The following is a 21,082-nucleotide window of genomic DNA, read 5'->3' as shown; positions in this document are numbered from 1 at the left end:
GTTTTATGCAAAATTAAAATTCTTTTAGAGTGCAAAGCAATAAAATAGTGCTTTTATTTTTAGGTAAATTTTTTGGTACATACATACTGTTATTTTTAATGTATTCTTTGTACTTAAATAAAACGCAAAGTAAATCAGGTGTATTTGCTTGTGCTCCAATTACTAATTCAGTAGCTAAACAAACTCAGTTATTATTGAATACTGTTGGTTTTGACGCTAAAATTGAACAACATACTAAAGAGGTTTCTGTAAAGTTATTTATTAATGAAAAGTATGTTTCACGTATTATTGAAGGTTGTAATTCTATTAGTATAATTATTTTATTTTGTTCTTTTGTAATTGCTTTTTCTAGTAATTTTAAATCAACATTTTTATTTATTTTAGTAGGGAGCTTACTTATTTATATTGTGAATATTATTAGAATTGCCATAATTTCTATTTCCTTATATCAATTTCCACAATATGAATATATTTTACATGATATATTATTTCCACTGATTATTTATGGGTTTACTTTTTTATTGTGGTTTATTTGGATCAAGAAATTTTCTAAAATTTAAGAATGAAAAAAACAGTTCAAATAGTTGCACTTTTGATGTTAGTTTTGATGCTAATTGCTATACGAGTTTTTGTTCAGCCTTACTTTTACGATCCTTTAATTGATTATTTTAAAAGTGACTATCTTTCTAAGCCAATTCCTCAAATTAATTTTAAACTTTTTTTTCTAAACCTTTTATACAGGTATTCTTTAAATTCAACTATTTCATTAGCTATTATATATTTAGTTTTTAAAAACATAAAAACCCTTATGTTTTCGTTAAAAATTTATATAATTGCTTTTGTAGTGCTTTGCATGATTCTTTTATTACTCTTAAAATATAATTTAAATTTAGACTATCAGCTTATTTTTTATGTACGAAGATTTTTAATTCATCCAATTTTTTTATTGATTTTACTTCCTGCCTTTTATTATCAACAGTTAAAAACAAGAAAAGTTCGGTTTAAAAAATAAAAAAATCATTAATAATTGTCATTTTTTACTATTTTAGTCGGCATAAATTAATAGTTGAACTAAAAAAATCATAATAATGAAAAAATCAATTTTTGTATTTGCTGCAATATTTTCGTTTACATTGCTATTTACTGCTTGTAAAGAAACTAAAAAAGAGGAAGTGAAAGAAGATGTTAAGATGGAAAGTCATGAAGGTCACGATCACGATTCTGAAGAAATGGCTTCAAAAGATGTTTATCAATGCCCAATGGATTGCGAAGAAGGAAAAGTTTATGAGAATGAAGGAACTTGTCCAGTTTGTAAAATGGATTTAAAAATGAAATCTGTAGATTCTAAAGAATTAGAAAATACTGTTGTTTGCAAATGTCAAGAAGGTGGAGAGTGTACTTGTGCGCCCGGTGAATGTAAGTGTGCAGAGGTTGCTTCAAATAAAATGGAATGCACTAAATGCGCCGATGGTGAATGTAAGTGTGGAGCTGAAATGGCTGCAAAAAAAATGGAATGTACAAAGTGTGAACCAGGCAAATGCGAATGTAAAGCATAGAAAGAGTTTTCTTTATAAAATAAAAAATCCGATGCTAAGAACATCGGATTTTTTTATTTATAACTTTAAGAATGAATTACATCATTCCAGGCATTCCGCCACCACCCATTGGAGGCATTCCAGCTCCTGCAGGAACATCTTCCTTAATATCAACTAGCGTACACGCAGTAGTTAAAATCATACCAGCAACTGAAGCTGCATTTTCAAGAGCAATTCTAGTTACTTTAGTTGGGTCAATAATTCCAGCTTTTAACATTTTAGTATATTCATCTGTTTTTGCATTATAACCAAAATCTGCTTTACCTTCCATAACTTTAGCAACCACAACAGAACCTTCACCACCTGCATTTTCAACAATCTGTCTCAATGGTTCTTCAATAGCTCTATCTAGAATTTTTACTCCTGTAAGTTCATCTAAATTATCAGTTGTAATAGCTTTAAGAACCTCTTTAGTTCTTACTAAAGCAACACCACCACCAGCAACAATTCCTTCTTCCACAGCTGCACGAGTTGCGTGTAATGCATCATCAACTCTGTCTTTTTTCTCTTTCATTTCAATTTCACTAGCAGCACCTACATATAAAACTGCAACACCACCCGCTAATTTTGCTAAGCGTTCTTGTAATTTTTCTTTGTCGTAATCAGATGTGGTTGTTTCTATTTGTGATTTAATTTGCGCTACTCTTGCTTTAATTGTATCTGTATTTCCAGCACCATTTACAATCGTAGTATTATCTTTGTCAATACTTACTCTTTCAGCTGTACCTAACATATCAAGTGTAGCTTTTTCTAATGATAAGCCTCTTTCTTCAGAAATCACAGTCCCACCTGTTAAAATCGCAACATCTTCCAACATTGCTTTTCTTCTATCTCCAAAACCAGGAGCTTTAACAGCAGCAATTTTAAGAGCGCCTCTTAATTTATTCATTACTAAAGTAGCTAAAGCTTCTCCTTCCACATCTTCAGCAATAATAAGTAATGGTTTACCGCTTTGAGCAACTGGCTCTAAAATTGGCAGTAAATCTTTAAGGTTTATTATTTTCTTTTCGAATAATAAAATGTAAGGATTCTCTAAGTCAGTTAACATTTTATCTGCATTGGTTACAAAATAAGGAGAAAGATAACCTCTATCAAATTGCATTCCTTCAACAATATCTACATAAGTAGAAGTTCCTTTAGCTTCTTCAACAGTGATTACACCTTCTTTTCCAACTTTTTGAAAAGCTTGAGCAATTAAATCACCTACAGTTTCATCGTTATTTGCAGAAATAGAGGCCACCTGTTTAATTTTATCAGACTTGTTTCCTACTTCTTGAGATTGCTCAGCTAAATTTTTAACGATAGCTTCAACGGCTTTGTCAATTCCGCGTTTTAAATCTAACGGATTTGCACCTGCTGCAACATTTTTTAAGCCTTCTTTTACAATTGCTTGCGCTAAAACGGTTGCTGTTGTAGTTCCATCACCAGCTAAATCGTTGGTTCTTGAAGCTACCTCTTTTACCATTTGAGCTCCCATATTCTCTAAAGCATCTTCTAATTCAATTTCTTTAGCAACTGTAACACCATCTTTTGTAATTGCTGGTCCGCCAAAAGCTTTACCAATAACTACATTTCTTCCTTTAGGTCCTAAAGTTACTTTCACTGCATTTGCTAATGCATCTACTCCACGCTTTAAACCATCACGTGCTTCTATATCAAAAATTATATCTTTTGCCATTTTATGTTTTTTAAAATTAAATAATTGCTAAAATATCAGCTTCTCTCATAATTAAATACTCGTTACCTTCTAAAACAAGTTCAGTGCCTGCATATTTTCCAAATAAAACAGTATCACCAATTTTTACAGTTAAAGGTTCATCTTTTGTTCCATTACCAACAGCAATTACAGTACCTTCTTGTTGTTTTTCTTTTGCTGAATCTGGGATTATTAATCCTGAGGCTGTTGTAGTTTCTGCTTCAATAGGTTTTATTAAAACTCTATCGGCTAATGGTTTAATATTGATTTTACTCATGTGTATTTAGTTTAAAAAATTATTAATTCTATGTATCTTATGCTTTCTAAAAGTGTGCCAATGTATAAATACTGACAAATGTACCTTAAACATAAAATACTAGAAAACAAAAATGCCAACGTGTCATTTACGTTGGCATTTCATATCTATAGTATGTTTATAATTATTGAGCCGAATCTTTTAAAGTTGTAGTTGCTTCGGTTTGCATCGGAGCGTCTTGAACTTCTCGATTTTCAATAGTATTTTCTATTTCTGAGCTTGTATCAACAGCAGTCATTTTTGGCGCTGCAAAATTTGATAACAATATAAGTGCAAGTAACACAATTGACAATGTCCAAGTACTTTTATCTAAAAAGTTAGTTGTATTTTGAACTCCACCTAATGATTGAGTTCCACCACCTCCAAATGAAGATGATAATCCACCACCTTTAGGATTTTGCACCATAATAATTAGTATTAGCAAAAATGCTACGATCATAATTAAAATTAAAAATAATGTGTAGGTCATGATTTATTCTTTTGTAAAATTTTTATTGCTTTAATTCGGTCTGCAAAGAAACCACTTTTTTCTGGATATTTCAAACTTAAAATGTGATAAGCTTTTATTGCATTTTCATACTTCTTTTGTTCGAGATAAACTTTAGCCAAAGTTTCGGTCATCAGGCTATCGTTTTCTTTTAAACTTTCCGAAGAAATATCAGCATTTATAGCAGTTTTATCTAGCTGTTTTATTTTTGGGTTTTTTTCAATAAATGTATCAATAATAGTAGATTTGTCATTGCTTTTTGCTTCTCTAATAATAGGTTTTTTTGAAATTAATTGCATCCATTCATTGAAAGAATGTGGCTCCAAACTGCTAAATTTAATAGGGGTACCTAATTCTAAAGTTTCAGATGCGTGTTGGCTGGTTATACTAATTTCTTCTTTCGATATTTCAGTAGGTTTATTTTCTTCTTGTTTAGTGGTAACAGATTGGCTTATTTTTTGATGTAACTCCTTAACATTTTCTTCTTTAGAAGGTTTAATATTTTCTAATACTTCAGGTTTTGTAACAACATTTTTAGCAAATGTTGGAGAAGTTATAAAATCAAAAAGAACTTTTCTATTAATTGTATATGCAGCTGTTTTTTTTAATGCTGAATTATATTTATAGCTTTTTGTTTTATTTAATCCTTTAAGCCAAATTGCCCTTGCCGATTGAAAATAGGGAAACTCGGTAATAATTTCTTCTAATTGTTGCGTTTTTAGTGCATCAATACTTTCTGGATTTTGTAATATAGCTGTAAATTCTCTGTGATTCATATTCCTACCAATTTGCTACTGAAGCATTAAAAATATCTTGGGTAATACGTTCTAATATTATGGTAAATGCATCATCTAAAACACCACCTGTTAATTGCGCATTTGCGTCGAAATCATAAAAATGTGAAAATGTTTTTTCAAAATTATCTTCTTCTACCTTATTATTGAAAAAACGAACGTTTACCGTAATGGTCAATCTGTTTTGAGCAGCCGTTTGTTGCGCAGTTGCCGTCATTGGATTTATTTTATAGCCAGTAATTTCTCCTTCAAATTGTAAATCTCCTCCCGAATTGACTGAGGTTAAATTTGTTTGAGTATCAAATAAATCTCGAAATTTAATTGTAAACTCTTGGCTAAGTGATGGCTCTACTAAAATTGCATTATTAGGGAAATAATCTATTTGTACTGTTTTTACATCAGGGTTGATGGTGGTTCCTGTAAATCCATAAATTCCACAACTTTGTATTGAAATTATTGATAAAAATAGGATGAAGTAACTATATGTTTTCATTAAAATATTTTAATCGAGTTTTAGAAAGTCTCAAAGTTAAGTATTTAAACTATAAATCATATTGTTTTATTTTGCGATAGAGTGTTCTTTCAGAAATTCCTAATTCTTTAGCTGCAAGTTTTCGCTTCCCATTGTTTCTTTCTAGAGATTTTTTGATGAGTTCAATTTCTTTATCTTGAATTGTTAAGCTTTCATCAGCATCTATTGTTTCTGCAAATTCAAAACTGTCATCTTCATTATATTTTTCATTAATACGAAGTAATTCAACTTCATTTTCTTGAGGTAATTTGGCAGTTTCTTCTTTATAAATTTTTTCAATTAAATTTTTATTTTCTTTTTGAACTTTATCATTATCACCAGTTTTCATCAAGTCTAATGTTAACTTTTTTAAGTCATTAATATCATTTCGCATGTCGAACAAGATTTTATACATGATATCACGTTCATTTGCAAAGTTGTTATTTGTTTTTTCACTATTAATAACGGAAGGTAAATTAGTTCCTTTAGTAGGTAAATATTGTAATAAATTCTCTGAAGAAATTTCTCTGTTTTCTTCAACTACAGAAATTTGCTCAGCAATGTTTCTTAATTGTCTAATATTCCCAGGGAAACCATAATTTTCTAACATCTTTATAGCATTGTTAGAAAGTCTTACAGTTGGCATTTTATATTTTTGTGCAAAATCTGCAGCAAATTTTCTAAATAGTAAGTGAATATCGCCTAAACGATCTCTTAGGGGAGGTAAATTTATTTCAATAGTACTTAAGCGGTAGTATAAATCTTCTCTAAATTTTCCTTTTTCTATAGCTTCGTGCATATTTATATTTGTAGCAGCAACAATCCGAACATTTGTTTTTTGTACTTGAGATGATCCTACTTTTATAAACTCTCCATTTTCTAAAACACGTAACAATCTAACTTGTGTTGTTAGTGGCAATTCTCCAACTTCATCTAAAAAAATTGTTCCGCCATCTGCCACTTCAAAATAGCCTTTTCGAGCTGTTGTAGCACCAGTAAAGGAACCCTTTTCATGGCCAAAGAGTTCACTATCTATAGTTCCTTCTGGAATAGCACCACAGTTTACCGCAATATATTTCGCATGTTTTCGATGTGATAAGTTATGAATTATTTTCGGGATACTTTCTTTCCCTACACCACTTTCACCAGTTACTAAAACAGATATATCTGTTGGGGCAACTCTCATCGCTTTTTCAAGTGATCTGTTTAAGTGATTGTCGTTTCCAATAATTTCAAAACGCTGTTTTATTGCTTGTAATGATTCCATAGTTAAACTCTTTTTCCTAATAAGGTTGCCGAAGTACAATCTTCAATATAAACATTTACAAAATCCCCTATTTTTTCATTCCCTTTAGGAAATACAGCAACAGCATTTTGCGAGTTTCTACCTTTCCAATGGGCATCAGATTTTTTTGATGAACCTTCAATTAATATTTCAACAGTTTTTCCAACAAATTGTTTTAAACGAAGCAAACTATGTTTTTGTTGAACTAAGATAATTTCAGCTAAACGTCTTTTTTTGACGTCTAATGGAATATCATCAGGCATTTTCTTGGCAGCTGGTGTTCCTGGTCTTTCAGAATAGGCAAACATAAATCCAAAATCGTATTTCACATACTCTAATAAACTTAACGTATCTCGATGTTCTTCTTCAGTTTCACCACAAAAACCAGTCATCATATCTTGAGATATTGCACAATCAGGAATTATTTTTTTAATATGATCAATCAACTCCATATACTCTTCACGGGTATGCTGGCGATTCATTCTTTTTAAAACTGAAGTACTTCCAGACTGCACAGGTAAATGGATATATTTACAAATATTTTCATGTTTTGCCATGGTATGAATTACATTTAAACTCATATCCTGAGGGTTAGAAGTAGAAAAACGAATTCGTATTTTTGGAAAAGCAGTAGCAACCATATCTAATAATTGTGCAAAGTCTACCGCAGTTGCTTTAGCAATTTCAGAAGCATTTTTAAAATCTTTTTTTAATCCTCCACCATACCAAAGATAGCTATCTACATTTTGTCCAAGTAGGGTAATTTCTTTGTAATTTTTTTCGCTGAGTTGTTTAACTTCATCTAAAATACTTTTAGGTTCTCTGCTTCGTTCACGTCCGCGAGTAAATGGTACTACACAAAAAGTACACATATTATCACAGCCTCTTGTGATGGAAACAAAAGCAGAAACTCCATTTGAATTTAAACGAACTGGTGCGACATCACCATAAGTTTCTTCTTTAGATAAAATAACATTTATTGCATCTCTACCAGAACTAACTTCTTGTAATAAGTTTGGTAAATCTCTATAGGCATCTGGTCCAACAACCAAATCAACTATTTTTTCTTCTTCTAAAAACTTGGCTTTTAAGCGTTCTGCCATACATCCTAAAACACCAACTTTCATGGTTGGATTTATTTTTTTTATGGCATTATATTTTTGCAAACGTTTACGAACTGTTTGCTCAGCTTTTTCTCTAATGGAACAAGTATTGACTAACACTAAATCTGCTTCTTCAATTAAATGTGTAGTATTATAACCCTCTTCTGAAAGAATTGAAGCTACAATTTCACTGTCATTTAAATTCATTTGGCAACCATAACTTTCTATGTACAATTTTTTGTTATTGCCTTCTTTATGATCTGTCAAAAGAGCTTGACCCTGATTTTTTTCTTCTATTACTTTTTCGCTTCCCATATATCGTTTATTCGGCTGCAAAGATATAACCAATTTTTCAAAAAGATGACATATTGGCAGAATTTTGTAAGTGAATTATTTGTTAAAATATGTGATTTTGAAAGTTTAAAAGTTGCATTTAAAAAAATCTATATACTTTTGCAATCGAAAATTTCAATAACATTCAATTTAATTGGAATGATGAAAATGGTTTTATTGAAGGTTGAAAAATAATTTTAATACGTATTTATGGCTAAAAATTTAGTAATAGTTGAGTCACCTGCAAAAGCAAAAACAATTGAAAATTTTTTAGGTAAAGATTTTCAGGTAGAATCAAGTTTTGGGCATATTGCAGATTTGCCTTCAAAAGAAATTGGAATAAATGTAGAGGGTGATTTTATGCCAAAGTATATAGTTGCTACAGATAAAAAGGCAATTGTAAAAAAACTAAAGGATTTAGCAAAAAAAGCCGATACTGTTTGGTTAGCATCGGATGAGGACCGTGAAGGAGAGGCTATTGCGTGGCATTTATTTGAACAATTAAAATTAAAAAACATAAATACAAAGCGTATTGTTTTTCATGAAATTACTAAGAAAGCAATATTAAAAGCTGTTGAAAACCCAAGAAGTATTGATTATAATTTGGTGAATGCACAGCAAGCGCGTAGAGTTTTAGATCGATTGGTAGGTTATGAGTTATCTCCTGTACTTTGGAGAAAAATTAGAGGAGGCTTGTCAGCGGGTAGAGTTCAATCTGTTGCTGTTCGTTTAATTGTTGAAAAGGAAAGAGAAATAGAAAGCTTTACACCAGCAGCATCTTATAAAGTTGTTGGTGAATTTTTAACAGAAGAAGGTAAAAAATTTAAAGCATCATTACCTAAAAACTTTCAGTCAAAAGCCAAAGCAGAATCGTTTTTAAATTCTTGTATTGCTGCTGATTTTAAGGTGGATGATTTGCAAAAAAAACCAGCTAAAAAATCTCCGGCAGCTCCTTTTACAACTTCAACATTGCAGCAAGAAGCATCAAGAAAATTGTATTTTCCTGTGTCAAAAACAATGATGATAGCACAACGTTTGTACGAAGCAGGTTTAATTACCTATATGAGGACAGATAGTGTAAACTTATCAAATGATGCTAAAGATGATGCACAGCAAGAAATTATTTCTTCTTACGGAGAAAAATATAGTCAGCCAAGAAGTTTCAGTAATAAGGCTAAAGGTGCACAAGAAGCTCATGAGGCCATACGGCCTACAAATATGAGTACACAAACTGTTTCAGTTGATTATGACCAAGATAGATTGTATAGTTTAATTTGGAAAAGAACTATTGCCTCTCAAATGAGTGATGCACAATTAGAACGTACGAATGTTAAAATATCGAATGCCAATAATTCAAAGGTGTTTACTTCAAATGGTGAAATGATAAAATTTGATGGTTTTTTAACGGTGTATTTAGAAGGGACTGATAATGAAGATGAAGAGCAAGAAGGCATGTTGCCATTTATGAAGGTTGGGGAAGTTTTAATTAATGATAATATAACAGCAACAGAGCGATATACAAAAGCTCCCTATCGTTATACAGAGGCTTCTTTAGTAAAAAGATTAGAAGAACTTGGTATTGGTCGTCCTTCAACATATGCTCCAACAATTTCAACAATTCAGAAAAGAGAATATGTTGCAAAAGGAACAGTTGAAGGAATTGATAGAAATTATACACAGTTAAAACTAGAAAGTCAAAAAGTAACTGTAACAACTTTAACAGAAAAAGTTGGTTCAGATAAAGGAAAGTTAATTCCAACAGACATTGGAAACATTGTAAACGATTTTCTTGTAGAAAATTTCTCTAATATATTAGATTTTGGTTTTACAGCCAAGGTAGAATCAGAATTTGATGATATTTCAGAAGGAAAAGAAGATTGGATTGCAATGATAAAAGATTTCTACACCAAATTTCATCCAATTGTTGAAGATGTATTAGAAAATGCAGATAGAGCTAAAGGAGAACGCTTGTTAGGAGTAGATCCAGAAAGCGGTAAAAATGTATATGCACGTTTAGGAAGGTTTGGAGCAATGGTTCAAATTGGGGAAGCTACAGATGAGGAAAAACCAAAATTTGCAAGTTTGCAAGGAGATCAAACATTAACCTCTATTTCTTATGAAGAGGCGATGGATTTGTTTAAACTTCCAAAAACTATTGGTACTTATGAAGAAATTGACGTAATTGTAGCTAATGGTCGTTTTGGTCCATATATTAAATATGATAAGATGTTTGTTTCAATACCAAGAGACGAAAATCCAATGTCGGTTGATATGGATAGAGCAACGGAGTTAATAAAAGAAAAGCAAAAGGCAGATGCTCCTATTGCTGAATATGAAAATTTGCCAGTTCAAAAAGGTGTTGGACGATTTGGACCTTTTCTAAAATGGAATAATACATTTATCAATGTAAATAAAAAGTACGATTTTGATCATCTAACTCAAGAGAATATTATTGAATTAATAGAAGATAAAAAAAGGAAAGACATTGAAAAAGTACTTCATAATTGGGAAGAGGAAGGAATTAGAGTTGAAAAGGCGCGCTGGGGTAGATCAAATATTTTAAAAGGAAAATTAAAAATTGAATTACCTAAAACTGTTGATGCAACTAAATTAACATTAGAGGAAGTAAAATCAATTATTGAAAAGAAGACCCCAAAAAAGAAAGCTGTAAAAAAAACTACAAAGCGTAAAACATCCAAAAAATAAAAAAAAACATTATCTTGCATTAAAATAAAGAAAAAGACATAACCCCTTTTTAATGAATTTCGAATATTTGAATCCTGTTGATGAAACATTATTGGCTCACGCCAAAATGCAACCAAATCAAACTCTTGGTCAGTTAATTGAAATTTATACTACACAAAATGGTTTCCCTGATTTAGCAAATAAAAAAATAGCACTTATTGGTGTTCAAGAAAGTAGAGCTTCTGTTGGTAATTATGGAACAGGTTCTAATTTGGATGAAATTAGGAAGGAGTTATATAAGTTATACTCTGGTAATTGGCCTGTTCATGTAGCTGATATAGGTACTATTAAACAGGGTAGTTCAGTTGAAGATACATATTTTGCGTTACAAAGTTTAATATCTTATCTAGTTAAAAATCAAATTATTCCTATTATTCTTGGAGGCAGCCAAGATTTAACATATCCCAATTATAGAGCTTATGATGTTTTAGAGCAGACCGTGAATATGGTGTCTGTTGATAATAAGTTTAATGTTGGAGCAATTGAAGATGAATTAACATCTGAATCCTTCTTGAGTAAAATTGTAATGAATAAGCCAAATAATTTATTCAATTTTAGTAATATTGGATTTCAAACTTATTTTAATTCACAAGACGAGATTGACTTATTAGATAGTTTATTTTTTGACACCTATAGGCTTGGGGAAGTTACAAATTCAATTCAATTAGTTGAGCCATTAATGAGAGATGCAGATATTGTTTCCATAGATTTATCGGCAATTAGAAGTGCCGATGCTCCTGCAAATAATAATGCAACACCAAACGGATTTTCAGGTTCTGAAATTTGTGCAATTTCTAGGTACGCTGGAATTAGTGATAAAGTATCATCGTTTGGAATTTATGAATACAATGCAAAGTTTGATGTTAAAAATCGAACAGCCCAATTGATAGCACAAATGATCTGGTATTTTATTGAAGGAGTCAACTATAGAGCTAAAGATTATCCTTTTGGGTTAAAAGATAATTACCAAAAATATATCGTTCCAATTGATGATCAAGTATTGAATTTTCATAAAAGTAATAAGAGTGGTCGCTGGTGGATGGAAATTAGTTTAAATGAAAATAATAAATTTAAGAGGCATGCGTTAATACCATGTACTTATCAAGATTATATAAGCGCAACTAATCAGGAAATTCCTGATAGATGGATAAAAACATTAAAAAAATTGGAATAATTTAGGTGTAACTTAAAATAAATTTCATTTTTTTTAGTTTAGAACAGATTAAATTAAATATTGTTTTTTTAAATAATTAGTAATAGGTTTGCCTAAATAGATGAAGAAAATAAGTATGAAGAAAATATCATTGTATATTTTAATGGCTTTATTAGTTTATAGCTGTGGAGGTAGTGACCAAGGAGAATTGGTTGGGGAAAGATCTCAAACTAAATGGCACTCTCAAAAACCATTAGGAATGGTTCTAATTCCAGGAGGCTCATTTACAATGGGTAAAGAAGATGAAGATGTTGCGGGTTCTTTAACTACTCCAGCGAGAACAGTAACAGTACGCCCATATTATATGGATGAAACTGAAATTACCAATGCAGAATACAAAGAGTTTGTATTTTGGGTTAGAGATTCAATTGTGAGAACAAAACTAGCAATATTATCAGAGCTAATGTCTGATGATACAAATACTATTTTACCAGACTATCAATTTAAAAATATTGATACCGCTGACATGACTCCGTATGAAAAATATATGATGAATAATTACGGTAGTTTAGGCGATGTAAATTCACCTTTGCAAGGAAGATCTTTAAGTTGGGAAGAAGATTTATTGTGGGATACTAGCGAATTTCCTGATGAGTATTATTCAGAAGTAATGGATACCATGTATGTTTCTATTGAAAACAGTTTTGATGGGAAAAGAATTTTAGATACGAAAAAATTAAAATTTAAATATTCATGGCTTGATAGAGAAAATGCAGCAAAAGTAAAAGGAGAGCGAAAAGATTTTATAAAAAGTGAAATTGTTGAAGTATATCCAGATACGACTGTTTGGGTAAAAGATTTTAGTTATTCATACAATGATCCAATGCACCAAGATTATTTTCATCATCAAGCATATGATGATTATCCTGTTGTAGGAGTTTCTTGGAGTCAAGCAAAAGCATTTTGTAGATGGAGAACTAAAAAGAAAAACGATTTTTTACGTTCGAAAAAAAATCCTAGCTCAGTTCCTTATTTTAGATTGGCAACTGAAGCAGAATGGGAATATGCAGCTCGTGGAGGATTAGACTATGCTACATATCCTTGGGGTGGTCCATATACAACAAGTGATAGAGGTTGTTTTTTAGCAAACTTTAAACCAGTAAGAGGTGATTATGCTGTAGATGGAGCACTATACACCATGGAAGCGAAATCTTACAATCCAAATGATTATGGTTTGTATAATATGGCAGGAAATGTTTCAGAATGGACGAATACAGCTTATAATGAAGCTTCTTATTATATAGGTTCAACAATGAATCCAAATGTAGAAAACACTAAAAATCATAGAAAAATAATTAGAGGAGGTTCTTGGAAAGATGTAGCTTATTTTTTAGAGGTTAGTACTCGTGATTATGAGTATGCAGATTCTTCTAGAAGCTATATTGGTTTTAGAACTGTTCAAGATTTTTTAGGAACTAATATCGAAGGAAATTAAAATCAATCCAAATCAAATAACCCAAACTTAAAAATTAAATTATGGCACAATCAAGAAATACAAAAAAACTTTTTAACTACGCTTATGGTATTGGAGCGTCAATTGTAATTTTAGGAGCTTTATTTAAAATTCAACACTGGACTGGTGGAGGAATGATGCTCTCTATAGGTATGATAGTTGAAGCTTTAGTGTTCTTCGTATCTGCTTTTGATTCTGTTGAAGAAGATTTAGATTGGAGTCTTGTGTATCCTGAATTATCTGGAGGACAAGATAGAGATAAAGATAGAAAAGACGCTAGAGAGTCACAAAGTCTGCTCTCTCAAAAATTAGACACAATGCTTAAAGATGCAAAATTAGATGCTGGTTTAATGCAAAGCTTAGGAGATAGTATTCAAAGCTTTAAAGGTGCAGCTGAAAATATTGCACCGGCAGTTGATTCAATTGCTGCTACGAATAGATACAGCGAGCAAATGTCTATGGCTGCAGCTCAAATGGAATCATTAAATAGCTTGTATAAAGTTCAATTAGAAAGTTCTACACGTCAAGCAGAGATAAATGACCAGGTTGTTGTGAATTCAGAAAAACTTAAAGAGCAAATGGAATCGCTAGCAACTAACCTTTCTTCATTAAATGGAGTTTATGGTGGTATGTTGTCTGCAATGTCTAAAAACAATTAATTAGTTTACTTATAAAACTAAAATTATAAACAAAAAAACTAGTTAATATGGCTTCAGGTAAATTATCAGCAAGGCAGAAAATGATCAACCTTATGTACTTAATTTTCATTGCGATGATTGCAATGCAAATGTCAAAAGAAGTGCTTTCTGCTTTCGGTTATATGAATGAAAAGCTTTCCGATAATAACGTTACGGCAACAGAAAAGAATAATGCAACTCTTGAAAACTTAGCGACAAAAGCGAGTGAGCAAAAGGAAAAGTATGCCGAACTTTATGAAACAGCGAAAAAAGTTGATGAATTGTCAAAATCTTTTAACGCCTATTTAGATGCTAAAAAAACCTTATTTCTTGAAGATCAAGATGATCTAAAAAATTATGAGGCGATGGATAAAATTGATATTGTAAATGAACATTTTTTTGTGGGCGATGGTTTTACTGCAGAAGGGCAAGAATTTATAGATCGTGTTAATGGTTATAGAGATAATATAATAGCACTTTTAAATGAAGGTAATATGTTGGTTCCAACCATTAAGAAAAGGTTTGATACTTCAGATCAAGAAACTGAAGATGGTAAACAAGCTTGGTTGAAAAATAGATATGAAGGATTTCCTTTAATTTCTACAGTAACGAACTTAACATCTATGCAAACTGACATTAAAACAACACAATCTGAAATATATGGAACACTTTTAGGTGGTCAATTAGAAAGTGATGTTTCAATGTCCAATTATAAAACAATTTTAATACCTGAAAAATCTGCATTTTTCCAAGGGGAAAACTTTAAAGGGAAAATTGTTTTAGGTCGTTATGATTCTTCATTAAAACCATCAGAAGTTGTGGTTAATGGAAGAAATATTACAAAAATAGAGGATGGTGGTGCAATTCTAGACTTTCCTGCTGGTGCAGTTGGTGAGCGCGACGTAAAAGGTAAATTTATTTTTATTGAAAATGGAGAACCTGTTGAAATTGAAATTAATAGTTCTTATGCTGTAATACCAAAACCAAATAGTGCCGTTATTTCTGCAGATAAAATGAATGTTGTATATAGGGGAGTGGCAAATCCAATGACAATTTCAATTCCAGGAATACCAGATAATTTAGTGACAGCAAATGGAATTGGACTTGCTAGGGCATCGGGTTCAGGAAAATATATAATGACACCTGGAGCTGGAAAAGAAGTTAAAATTAGTGTATCAGGAAAGTTACCTAATGGTCAAACAGTTACTACTTCTCAAGTTTTTAGAATTAAAGGAATTCCTTCACCTAGTGGAAGTATAAGAAAACAAATAGGCTATGTAAAAATGCCTAAAACAAGTTTAGAAAACTCAACTGTTGGAGCATTATTAGAAGATTTTGATTTTGACTTAGAGTTAAGAACTTCAGGATTCACGCTAAAAGTCCCAGGTCAAGGAGCAGTAGTTGTGAGAGGAAATAAAATGGATGCTCAAGCTAAAAAGGCAATTGCAAAAGCTAAAAGAGGAGATGTTGTTACAATATTCGATATTAAATCATCGTTAGTTGGTAATAGTACCTATAAAATAAAATCAGCTTCAGCAGTTAGTATTGAAATACAATAAAATAGTTTTAAATGATGAATAAGAGACATATTGGAATTTTTATTTTAGCATTTGTGCTGTACACAACAACATATGCACAGTCAAATTTATTGAATGCAAAAAATCCTTCTAATATTGGAGTAAAAACAGATCAGCAGTTAGCTGTCGATAATGATAAGCCTTTAGAATATGGTTTTATTGATGATAGAGATATTTTATGGTCTAAAGTTGTTTGGGAATTTATAGATTTAAATGAGCGTATCAATTTACCAATGTATTACCCTGTTGACACTACAAATGTTTCAAATAATAGACGTTCATTATTTGACACCTTATTAAGAGGTATTAAATCTGGAAAAATTACAGAGGTTTATGATGATTCTTATTTCACTGCAAAAATGACTAAATCTGAAATAAGTAAGAAATTATACAGAGTTGACACAACTGAAGCTGGTATTGATGAGTTAAATGCAGGAGCAACTAATATTGATGAATATATTGATAAAATTAATTTAACTTCTCAAGATATTGAGGGCTTCAGAATTAAGGGGCTTTGGTATTTTGATAAACGACAAGGAGAGTTAAAATACCGTTTATTAGCGATTGCACCTGTAGCACCAGATGTTCAAACAATGGGAAGAGAGGATATGGATATCAGTGAGCAATTAGCATTGTTTTGGGTTTGGTTTCCAGATGCAAGACCCATTCTTCATGAAATGAAAGTATTCAATTCTAAGAACTCAGCCTACCCAATTTCATTTGATCATTTATTAAATGCTAGAAGGTTCAACTCTATTATTTATAGAGAAGAAAATATTTATGGAAACAGAGACGTATCTGAATATGTGAAAGGGAATGCATTATTTCAGGTTATAGAATCTAATAAAATTAAAGACGATATTCGTAATAAAGAATTAGATATGTGGAATTACTAAATTCTTTTTTAAATTATTTAAAAAACTCTTGCAAACGCAAGAGTTTTTTGTTTTAAGAACTACATTTGTGGCATGCATGTAGATTATATAATTGTTGGTTTAGGATTAGCAGGTTTAGCTTTTACAAAAGAGCTAGAAGAAGCCAACAAATCATTTGTAGTTTATGAAGATAATTCTCAAAATTCATCAATAGTAGCTGGTGGGATGTATAATCCAGTAATTTTAAAAAGATTTACGCCAGTTTGGAACGCAATAGAACAACTAAAAGTAGCACTGCCTTTTTATCAGTCTTTAGAATATAAATTTGGCAAGAAGTATGATTTTACCATTCCTATTTATCGCATATTTAAATCAGTTGAAGAACAAAATAACTGGTTTATAGCCTCAGATAATCCATTACTTGCAAACTATATGGATGCTGATTTAATTCATAAAAAATTTGAAGGAATTATAGCTGATTTTGGTTTTGGAAAATTGATCAATACAGGAAGAGTAGATACTAAACTGTTACTTCAAGATTATAGAAACTATTTATCAGAGAAACAACTTATAAGAAATCAAGGGTTTGACTACTCAGAATTGAACATTAGTGAAACTCAATTAAACTATAAGGGAGTAAAAGCATCTAATATAGTGTTTTGCGAAGGATTTGGCTTGAAGAAGAATCCTTATTTTAATTATTTGCCAATGCAAGAAGCAAAGGGAGAATTAATTACAATTCTTGCGCCTAATCTAGCGATTGATTTTGCATTAAAGGCAGCTGTATTTGTTCTTCCATTAGGAAATGATTATTATAGAGTGGGCGCTACATTTAATTGGAAAGATAAAACAAAGCAGCCTTCGGCAGAAGGAAAAAAAGAGTTACTTGATAAATTGAATTCATTTATAGAAGTTCCCTATAAAATTGTAGACCACTCAGCAGGAATAAGGCCTACTGTAAAAGATAGAAGACCTTTAGTTGGTGTACATCCTAAATATAAAAATATAAGTGTTTTAAATGGCTTAGGAACTAGAGGTGTCATGATTGCTCCTATAGCAGCAAAAGCACTATATAACCACTTAGAGAAAAACATTACACTAGATAATGAAATTTCTATTGCTCGTTTTCAACATCTTTTTTTAGGCTAGCATCATAAGATACAAATATATTAATCCAAATGATTCGAGATAATCGAATGGTAAATGGGGCCGTTACAACTAGAACAGCAACAATTGGGATAAAACTTTTTAACAAACTTAAATCAAATACCAACGCTGAAATAATAAAAGTTGCAATTGCCAAACCAACCGTAAGCGCATAATTTATATACATTGCGCCATAAAAGAAAGAAGGTTCCATCATATATTTAAAATTACATTTTGGACAGTTTTCATGCATTTTAAATGCCTTTGTAAGTTTAAATAGATTTTTTTCAACCATAAAATCACCTTCATGGCACTTTGGACATTTATTAAATAAAATACTGTATAATTTCGTTCCTTTTTTAAACATACACTTTATTAAAAATATGATAGATTTGCAAAGTTAAAATTTTAGAATTAATTACTGTAACAAATTATGCTAAACGCACACAACGTATCAATTTCATTTGGAGGAACAGATTTATTTTCAGGCATAACTTTTAAGTTAGATGCAGGTAATAGAGTTGGTTTAATTGGTAAAAATGGAGCTGGAAAATCAACGCTATTAAAAATAATAGCGAAGGAATTAGAATGTGATACAGGAACTATGGCGTTTGAGAAAAATACAAGTATTGGTTTCTTAAAACAGGATATAGAGTTTACGTATGGAAGAACGATATTAGAAGAAGCCTATACCGCTTTTGTTGAAATAAAAGCTGTTGAAAAACAATTATCAACGATTAACGAGAGTTTAGCTGAACGTAAAGATTATGAATCAGTTAGTTATCACGATTTACTGCATGAATTAGACGATTTAACACATAGATATGATTTGCTGGGAGGATATAACTACCAAGGTGATACTGAAAAAATATTACAAGGGTTAGGATTTAAACGTGAGGATTTTGGGAAACTTACTGAAACTTTTTCTGGTGGTTGGAGAATGAGAATTGAATTAGCAAAACTATTACTTCAAAAAAATGACATATTGTTATTAGATGAGCCAACAAACCACTTAGATATTGAATCTATTATTTGGTTAGAAAACTTCTTAAAAAATTATCCTGGGGCTGTAGTGTTGGTTTCACATGACAAGATGTTTTTAGATAATGTATCTAATAGAACCATTGAAATATCTTTAGGTAAAATTTACGATTATAATAAACCATATACGCAGTTTTTAGAATTGCGAAAAGACATCAAAGAAAAACAAGCTCAGGCTCAAAAAAATCAAGAAAAGGAAATCAAACAAACCGAGCAGTTAATTGAAAAATTTAGATATAAAGCCTCAAAGGCTGCATTTGCTCAATCGTTAATAAAAAAATTAGATAAAGTAGAACGCATTGAAGTGGATGCCGATGATAATTCAGTATTAAATCTGCGGTTCCCTGTTTCAATTCAGCCTGGAAAAATAATTTTTGAAGGTGAAAATCTTGCTAAAAATTACGGAAACAATCAGGTTTTAGAGTCAATTGATTTATTAATTGAACGCAATAGTAAAATTGCTTTTGTTGGTCAAAACGGACAAGGGAAATCTACATTAGCAAAAATGATGGTTGGAGATATTGATTTTAATGGAAATTTAAAATTAGGGCACAATGTTCAAATTGGTTATTTTGCTCAAAATCAGGCAGAATATCTAGATGGTGAGCAAACTGTATTGCAAATTATGGAAGATGCTTCAACTGATGCAAACCGAACAAAATTAAGAGATATGCTGGGCTCTTTTTTATTTAGAGGCGAAGATGTTGATAAAAAAGTGAAAGTACTTTCTGGAGGTGAACGGAATCGATTAGCCCTATGTAAAATGTTGTTGAGTCCTTTCAATGTTTTAATAATGGATGAGCCAACAAATCACTTAGATATTCCTTCTAAAAATGTATTAAAACAAGCCCTGAAAAATTTTGAAGGAACCTTAATTTTGGTTTCACACGATCGTGATTTTTTACAAGGTTTGAGCAACAAAGTATATGAGTTCAAAAATAAAGTGATTAAAGAGTATTTAGGTGATATTGATTATTATTTAGAACAACATAATTTAGAAGATTTTAGAGAAGTAGAAAAAAGAGATGTTGAAAAAACAACTACTAAGACAACCGGAAAAGATGCTTATTTAGAAAAAAAACAACAAGAAAAACAAGCAAAACAATTAACAAATAGGTTAAGTAAAGTTGAGAAAACCATTGCTAATTTAGAAAAAGAAATTCTTAACTTAGATGCTGAAATATTTGAAAATTCAGAGAAAGTAAATGCAAATCCTGACTTTTTTAAAAATTACCAAGCTAAAAAACATGAATTGGATGAGTTAATGGATGAATGGGCTGAACTTCAAGAAAAGATAGAAAATTGTTCTTAAAAACTAAAAATAGTACTGTTCAACAAATTCGGTTTTCTGAAATAGATAAGTATGATATTTCATTATTTATAAAACGTGAAGACCAATTACACCCTTTTATATCAGGAAATAAATACCGAAAATTAAAATACAACTTAGCTGAAGCTTTTCAGCAAAATAAAAGTTCGTTACTCACATTTGGAGGAGCATTTTCAAATCATATTGCTGCAACTGCAGCAGCTGGTTTTGAACATAATTTTAATACAATTGGGGTTATTAGAGGTGATGAATTAGCCACTAATTTAAAGGAAGTACTTGAAACTAACCCAACTTTAAAATTCGCATCAGAGCATAATATGCAGTTTTATTTTGTCTCAAGAAGTGATTATAGAAATAAAACAACATCACATTTTATAAAAAATTTAGAAAATAAATTTGGTGATTTTTATCTTGTTCCTGAAGGCGGTACAAATCATTTTGCAGTGAAAGGCTGCGAAGAAATCTTATCAGAAGACGATAAGCAATTTGATATTATTTGTTCATCTATTGGAACTGGAGGAACCATTTCCGGGTTGATAAATTCTGCTAAAAATCATCAAAGAGTCATTGGTTTTCCTGCTTTAAAAGGCGATTTTCTGAAGAATGAAATTAATCCATATGTACGAAATATGGATAATTGGAGTTTAAATACTAATTATCACTTTGGAGGTTATGCTAAAATTTCGAAAGAATTAATTACATTTATCAATAAGTTTAAAAATGAAACGAATATACCTTTAGATCCAATTTACACTGGAAAAATGTTATTCGGAATTGTTGATTTAATTAAAAACAGATATTTTAAAAAAGGAATTAAAATACTCGCAATTCATACAGGTGGTTTGCAAGGAATTGAAGGAATGAATGTACTTTTAAAGAAGAAGAACTTACCTCAAATATTATAA

20 protein-coding genes are annotated in these 21,082 nt (G+C 30.9%); 12 read left to right on the top strand and 8 right to left on the bottom strand.

The annotated features are described in order from the left end of the window. Positions 1-29: 29 nt before the first annotated feature. The 3 genes from xrtF to HKP59_RS04360 all read left to right on the top strand — a co-directional run bounded on the left by xrtF (position 30) and on the right by HKP59_RS04360 (position 1,556). Entirely contained in the window at positions 30-560 is a 531-nt protein-coding gene (gene xrtF / locus HKP59_RS04370; RefSeq protein ID WP_291803789.1) for an exosortase family protein XrtF, read from the top strand. A 2-nt stretch (positions 561-562) separates the two neighbouring features. Beyond that, positions 563-1,012, top strand: coding sequence for an exosortase F system-associated protein (locus tag HKP59_RS04365; RefSeq protein WP_291803787.1), 450 nt, complete (start codon positions 563-565; stop codon positions 1,010-1,012). 76 nt (positions 1,013-1,088) lie between these two features. Then, positions 1,089-1,556 (top strand): heavy metal-binding domain-containing protein, encoded by a 468-nt coding sequence (locus HKP59_RS04360; protein WP_291803784.1) that lies wholly within the window; start codon positions 1,089-1,091, stop codon positions 1,554-1,556. 76 nt (positions 1,557-1,632) lie between these two features. Here HKP59_RS04360 and groL read toward each other — a convergent pair whose 3' ends face one another. The 7 genes from groL to miaB form a co-directional block, all read right to left on the bottom strand. Further along, positions 1,633-3,273, bottom strand: coding sequence for a chaperonin GroEL (groL, locus tag HKP59_RS04355; protein WP_291803781.1), 1,641 nt, complete (start codon positions 3,271-3,273; stop codon positions 1,633-1,635). A 16-nt stretch (positions 3,274-3,289) separates the two neighbouring features. Further along, complete coding sequence (locus HKP59_RS04350) at positions 3,290-3,568, bottom strand: co-chaperone GroES (RefSeq protein ID WP_291803778.1); 279 nt, start codon at positions 3,566-3,568, stop codon at positions 3,290-3,292. Positions 3,569-3,731: 163 nt separating this feature from the next. Then, positions 3,732-4,079 (bottom strand): preprotein translocase subunit SecG, encoded by a 348-nt coding sequence (secG, locus tag HKP59_RS04345; RefSeq protein WP_291803820.1) that lies wholly within the window; start codon positions 4,077-4,079, stop codon positions 3,732-3,734. Beyond that, positions 4,073-4,870 (bottom strand): hypothetical protein, encoded by a 798-nt coding sequence (locus HKP59_RS04340; RefSeq protein WP_291803776.1) that lies wholly within the window; start codon positions 4,868-4,870, stop codon positions 4,073-4,075. Before HKP59_RS04340 ends, secG begins: the two co-directional genes overlap by 7 nt. A gap of 4 nt (positions 4,871-4,874) precedes the next feature. After that, the gene (locus HKP59_RS04335; protein ID WP_291803774.1) at positions 4,875-5,381 is read right to left on the bottom strand and encodes an LptE family protein; all 507 of its coding nucleotides are present in this window, start codon (positions 5,379-5,381) and stop codon (positions 4,875-4,877) included. Between the two features lie 49 nt (positions 5,382-5,430). After that, positions 5,431-6,666, bottom strand: a complete 1,236-nt coding sequence (locus HKP59_RS04330; RefSeq protein WP_291803771.1) for a sigma-54 dependent transcriptional regulator — start codon at positions 6,664-6,666, stop codon at positions 5,431-5,433. 2 nt (positions 6,667-6,668) lie between these two features. Continuing rightward, positions 6,669-8,102, bottom strand: coding sequence for a tRNA (N6-isopentenyl adenosine(37)-C2)-methylthiotransferase MiaB (gene miaB, locus HKP59_RS04325; RefSeq protein WP_291803769.1), 1,434 nt, complete (start codon positions 8,100-8,102; stop codon positions 6,669-6,671). 228 nt (positions 8,103-8,330) lie between these two features. On the opposite strand from miaB, the gene topA reads away from it, so the two are divergent. The 7 genes from topA (at position 8,331) to HKP59_RS04290 (ending at position 17,809) form a co-directional block, all read left to right on the top strand. Then, complete coding sequence (gene topA / locus HKP59_RS04320; protein ID WP_291803766.1) at positions 8,331-10,826, top strand: type I DNA topoisomerase; 2,496 nt, start codon at positions 8,331-8,333, stop codon at positions 10,824-10,826. A gap of 52 nt (positions 10,827-10,878) precedes the next feature. Next, a complete protein-coding gene (locus HKP59_RS04315; protein WP_291803765.1) occupies positions 10,879-12,039 on the top strand; it encodes a formimidoylglutamase in 1,161 nt (386 codons plus the stop codon). A gap of 115 nt (positions 12,040-12,154) precedes the next feature. Next, the gene (gldK, locus tag HKP59_RS04310) at positions 12,155-13,513 is read left to right on the top strand and encodes a gliding motility lipoprotein GldK (protein WP_291803818.1); all 1,359 of its coding nucleotides are present in this window, start codon (positions 12,155-12,157) and stop codon (positions 13,511-13,513) included. Between the two features lie 41 nt (positions 13,514-13,554). Next, entirely contained in the window at positions 13,555-14,190 is a 636-nt protein-coding gene (gene gldL / locus HKP59_RS04305; RefSeq protein WP_291803763.1) for a gliding motility protein GldL, read from the top strand. A gap of 47 nt (positions 14,191-14,237) precedes the next feature. Beyond that, entirely contained in the window at positions 14,238-15,767 is a 1,530-nt protein-coding gene (gene gldM, locus HKP59_RS04300) for a gliding motility protein GldM (RefSeq protein ID WP_291803761.1), read from the top strand. A 14-nt stretch (positions 15,768-15,781) separates the two neighbouring features. Next, positions 15,782-16,681 (top strand): gliding motility protein GldN, encoded by a 900-nt coding sequence (gene gldN / locus HKP59_RS04295; protein ID WP_291803816.1) that lies wholly within the window; start codon positions 15,782-15,784, stop codon positions 16,679-16,681. Positions 16,682-16,753: 72 nt separating this feature from the next. Further along, positions 16,754-17,809, top strand: coding sequence for an FAD-binding oxidoreductase (locus tag HKP59_RS04290; protein ID WP_291803760.1), 1,056 nt, complete (start codon positions 16,754-16,756; stop codon positions 17,807-17,809). On the opposite strand, the gene HKP59_RS04285 is transcribed toward HKP59_RS04290, so the two are convergent. Next, positions 17,775-18,173, bottom strand: a complete 399-nt coding sequence (locus tag HKP59_RS04285; protein ID WP_291803758.1) for a DUF983 domain-containing protein — start codon at positions 18,171-18,173, stop codon at positions 17,775-17,777. The two genes, HKP59_RS04290 and HKP59_RS04285, sit on opposite strands and share 35 nt — an antisense overlap. A gap of 66 nt (positions 18,174-18,239) precedes the next feature. Between HKP59_RS04285 and HKP59_RS04280 the strand changes: the two genes are divergently transcribed. After that, positions 18,240-20,159 (top strand): ABC-F family ATP-binding cassette domain-containing protein, encoded by a 1,920-nt coding sequence (locus HKP59_RS04280; protein ID WP_291803756.1) that lies wholly within the window; start codon positions 18,240-18,242, stop codon positions 20,157-20,159. A 26-nt stretch (positions 20,160-20,185) separates the two neighbouring features. After that, positions 20,186-21,082 carry a pyridoxal-phosphate dependent enzyme gene (locus HKP59_RS04275; protein ID WP_291803814.1) on the top strand — a complete coding sequence of 299 codons (897 nt, stop codon included), beginning with the start codon at positions 20,186-20,188 and terminating at the stop codon, positions 21,080-21,082.

Origin of the sequence: Lutibacter sp. (assembly GCF_013041805.1) — a bacterium.
GTDB lineage: Bacteria > Bacteroidota > Bacteroidia > Flavobacteriales > Flavobacteriaceae > Lutibacter.
This window is presented reverse-complemented; position numbering and strand designations above follow the sequence as displayed.

Coding starts and splice junctions, on each gene's coding strand:
- HKP59_RS04365 (WP_291803787.1), top strand. CDS start 563: ATGAAAAAAACAGTTCAAATAGTTGCACTTTTGATGTTAGTTTTGATG.
- HKP59_RS04360 (WP_291803784.1), top strand. CDS start 1,089: ATGAAAAAATCAATTTTTGTATTTGCTGCAATATTTTCGTTTACATTG.
- groL (WP_291803781.1), bottom strand. CDS start 3,273: ATGGCAAAAGATATAATTTTTGATATAGAAGCACGTGATGGTTTAAAG.
- HKP59_RS04350 (WP_291803778.1), bottom strand. CDS start 3,568: ATGAGTAAAATCAATATTAAACCATTAGCCGATAGAGTTTTAATAAAA.
- HKP59_RS04340 (WP_291803776.1), bottom strand. CDS start 4,870: ATGAATCACAGAGAATTTACAGCTATATTACAAAATCCAGAAAGTATT.
- HKP59_RS04335 (WP_291803774.1), bottom strand. CDS start 5,381: ATGAAAACATATAGTTACTTCATCCTATTTTTATCAATAATTTCAATA.
- HKP59_RS04330 (WP_291803771.1), bottom strand. CDS start 6,666: ATGGAATCATTACAAGCAATAAAACAGCGTTTTGAAATTATTGGAAAC.
- miaB (WP_291803769.1), bottom strand. CDS start 8,102: ATGGGAAGCGAAAAAGTAATAGAAGAAAAAAATCAGGGTCAAGCTCTT.
- topA (WP_291803766.1), top strand. CDS start 8,331: ATGGCTAAAAATTTAGTAATAGTTGAGTCACCTGCAAAAGCAAAAACA.
- HKP59_RS04315 (WP_291803765.1), top strand. CDS start 10,879: ATGAATTTCGAATATTTGAATCCTGTTGATGAAACATTATTGGCTCAC.
- gldK (WP_291803818.1), top strand. CDS start 12,155: ATGAAGAAAATATCATTGTATATTTTAATGGCTTTATTAGTTTATAGC.
- gldL (WP_291803763.1), top strand. CDS start 13,555: ATGGCACAATCAAGAAATACAAAAAAACTTTTTAACTACGCTTATGGT.
- gldM (WP_291803761.1), top strand. CDS start 14,238: ATGGCTTCAGGTAAATTATCAGCAAGGCAGAAAATGATCAACCTTATG.
- gldN (WP_291803816.1), top strand. CDS start 15,782: ATGAATAAGAGACATATTGGAATTTTTATTTTAGCATTTGTGCTGTAC.
- HKP59_RS04290 (WP_291803760.1), top strand. CDS start 16,754: ATGCATGTAGATTATATAATTGTTGGTTTAGGATTAGCAGGTTTAGCT.
- HKP59_RS04285 (WP_291803758.1), bottom strand. CDS start 18,173: ATGTTTAAAAAAGGAACGAAATTATACAGTATTTTATTTAATAAATGT.
- HKP59_RS04280 (WP_291803756.1), top strand. CDS start 18,240: ATGCTAAACGCACACAACGTATCAATTTCATTTGGAGGAACAGATTTA.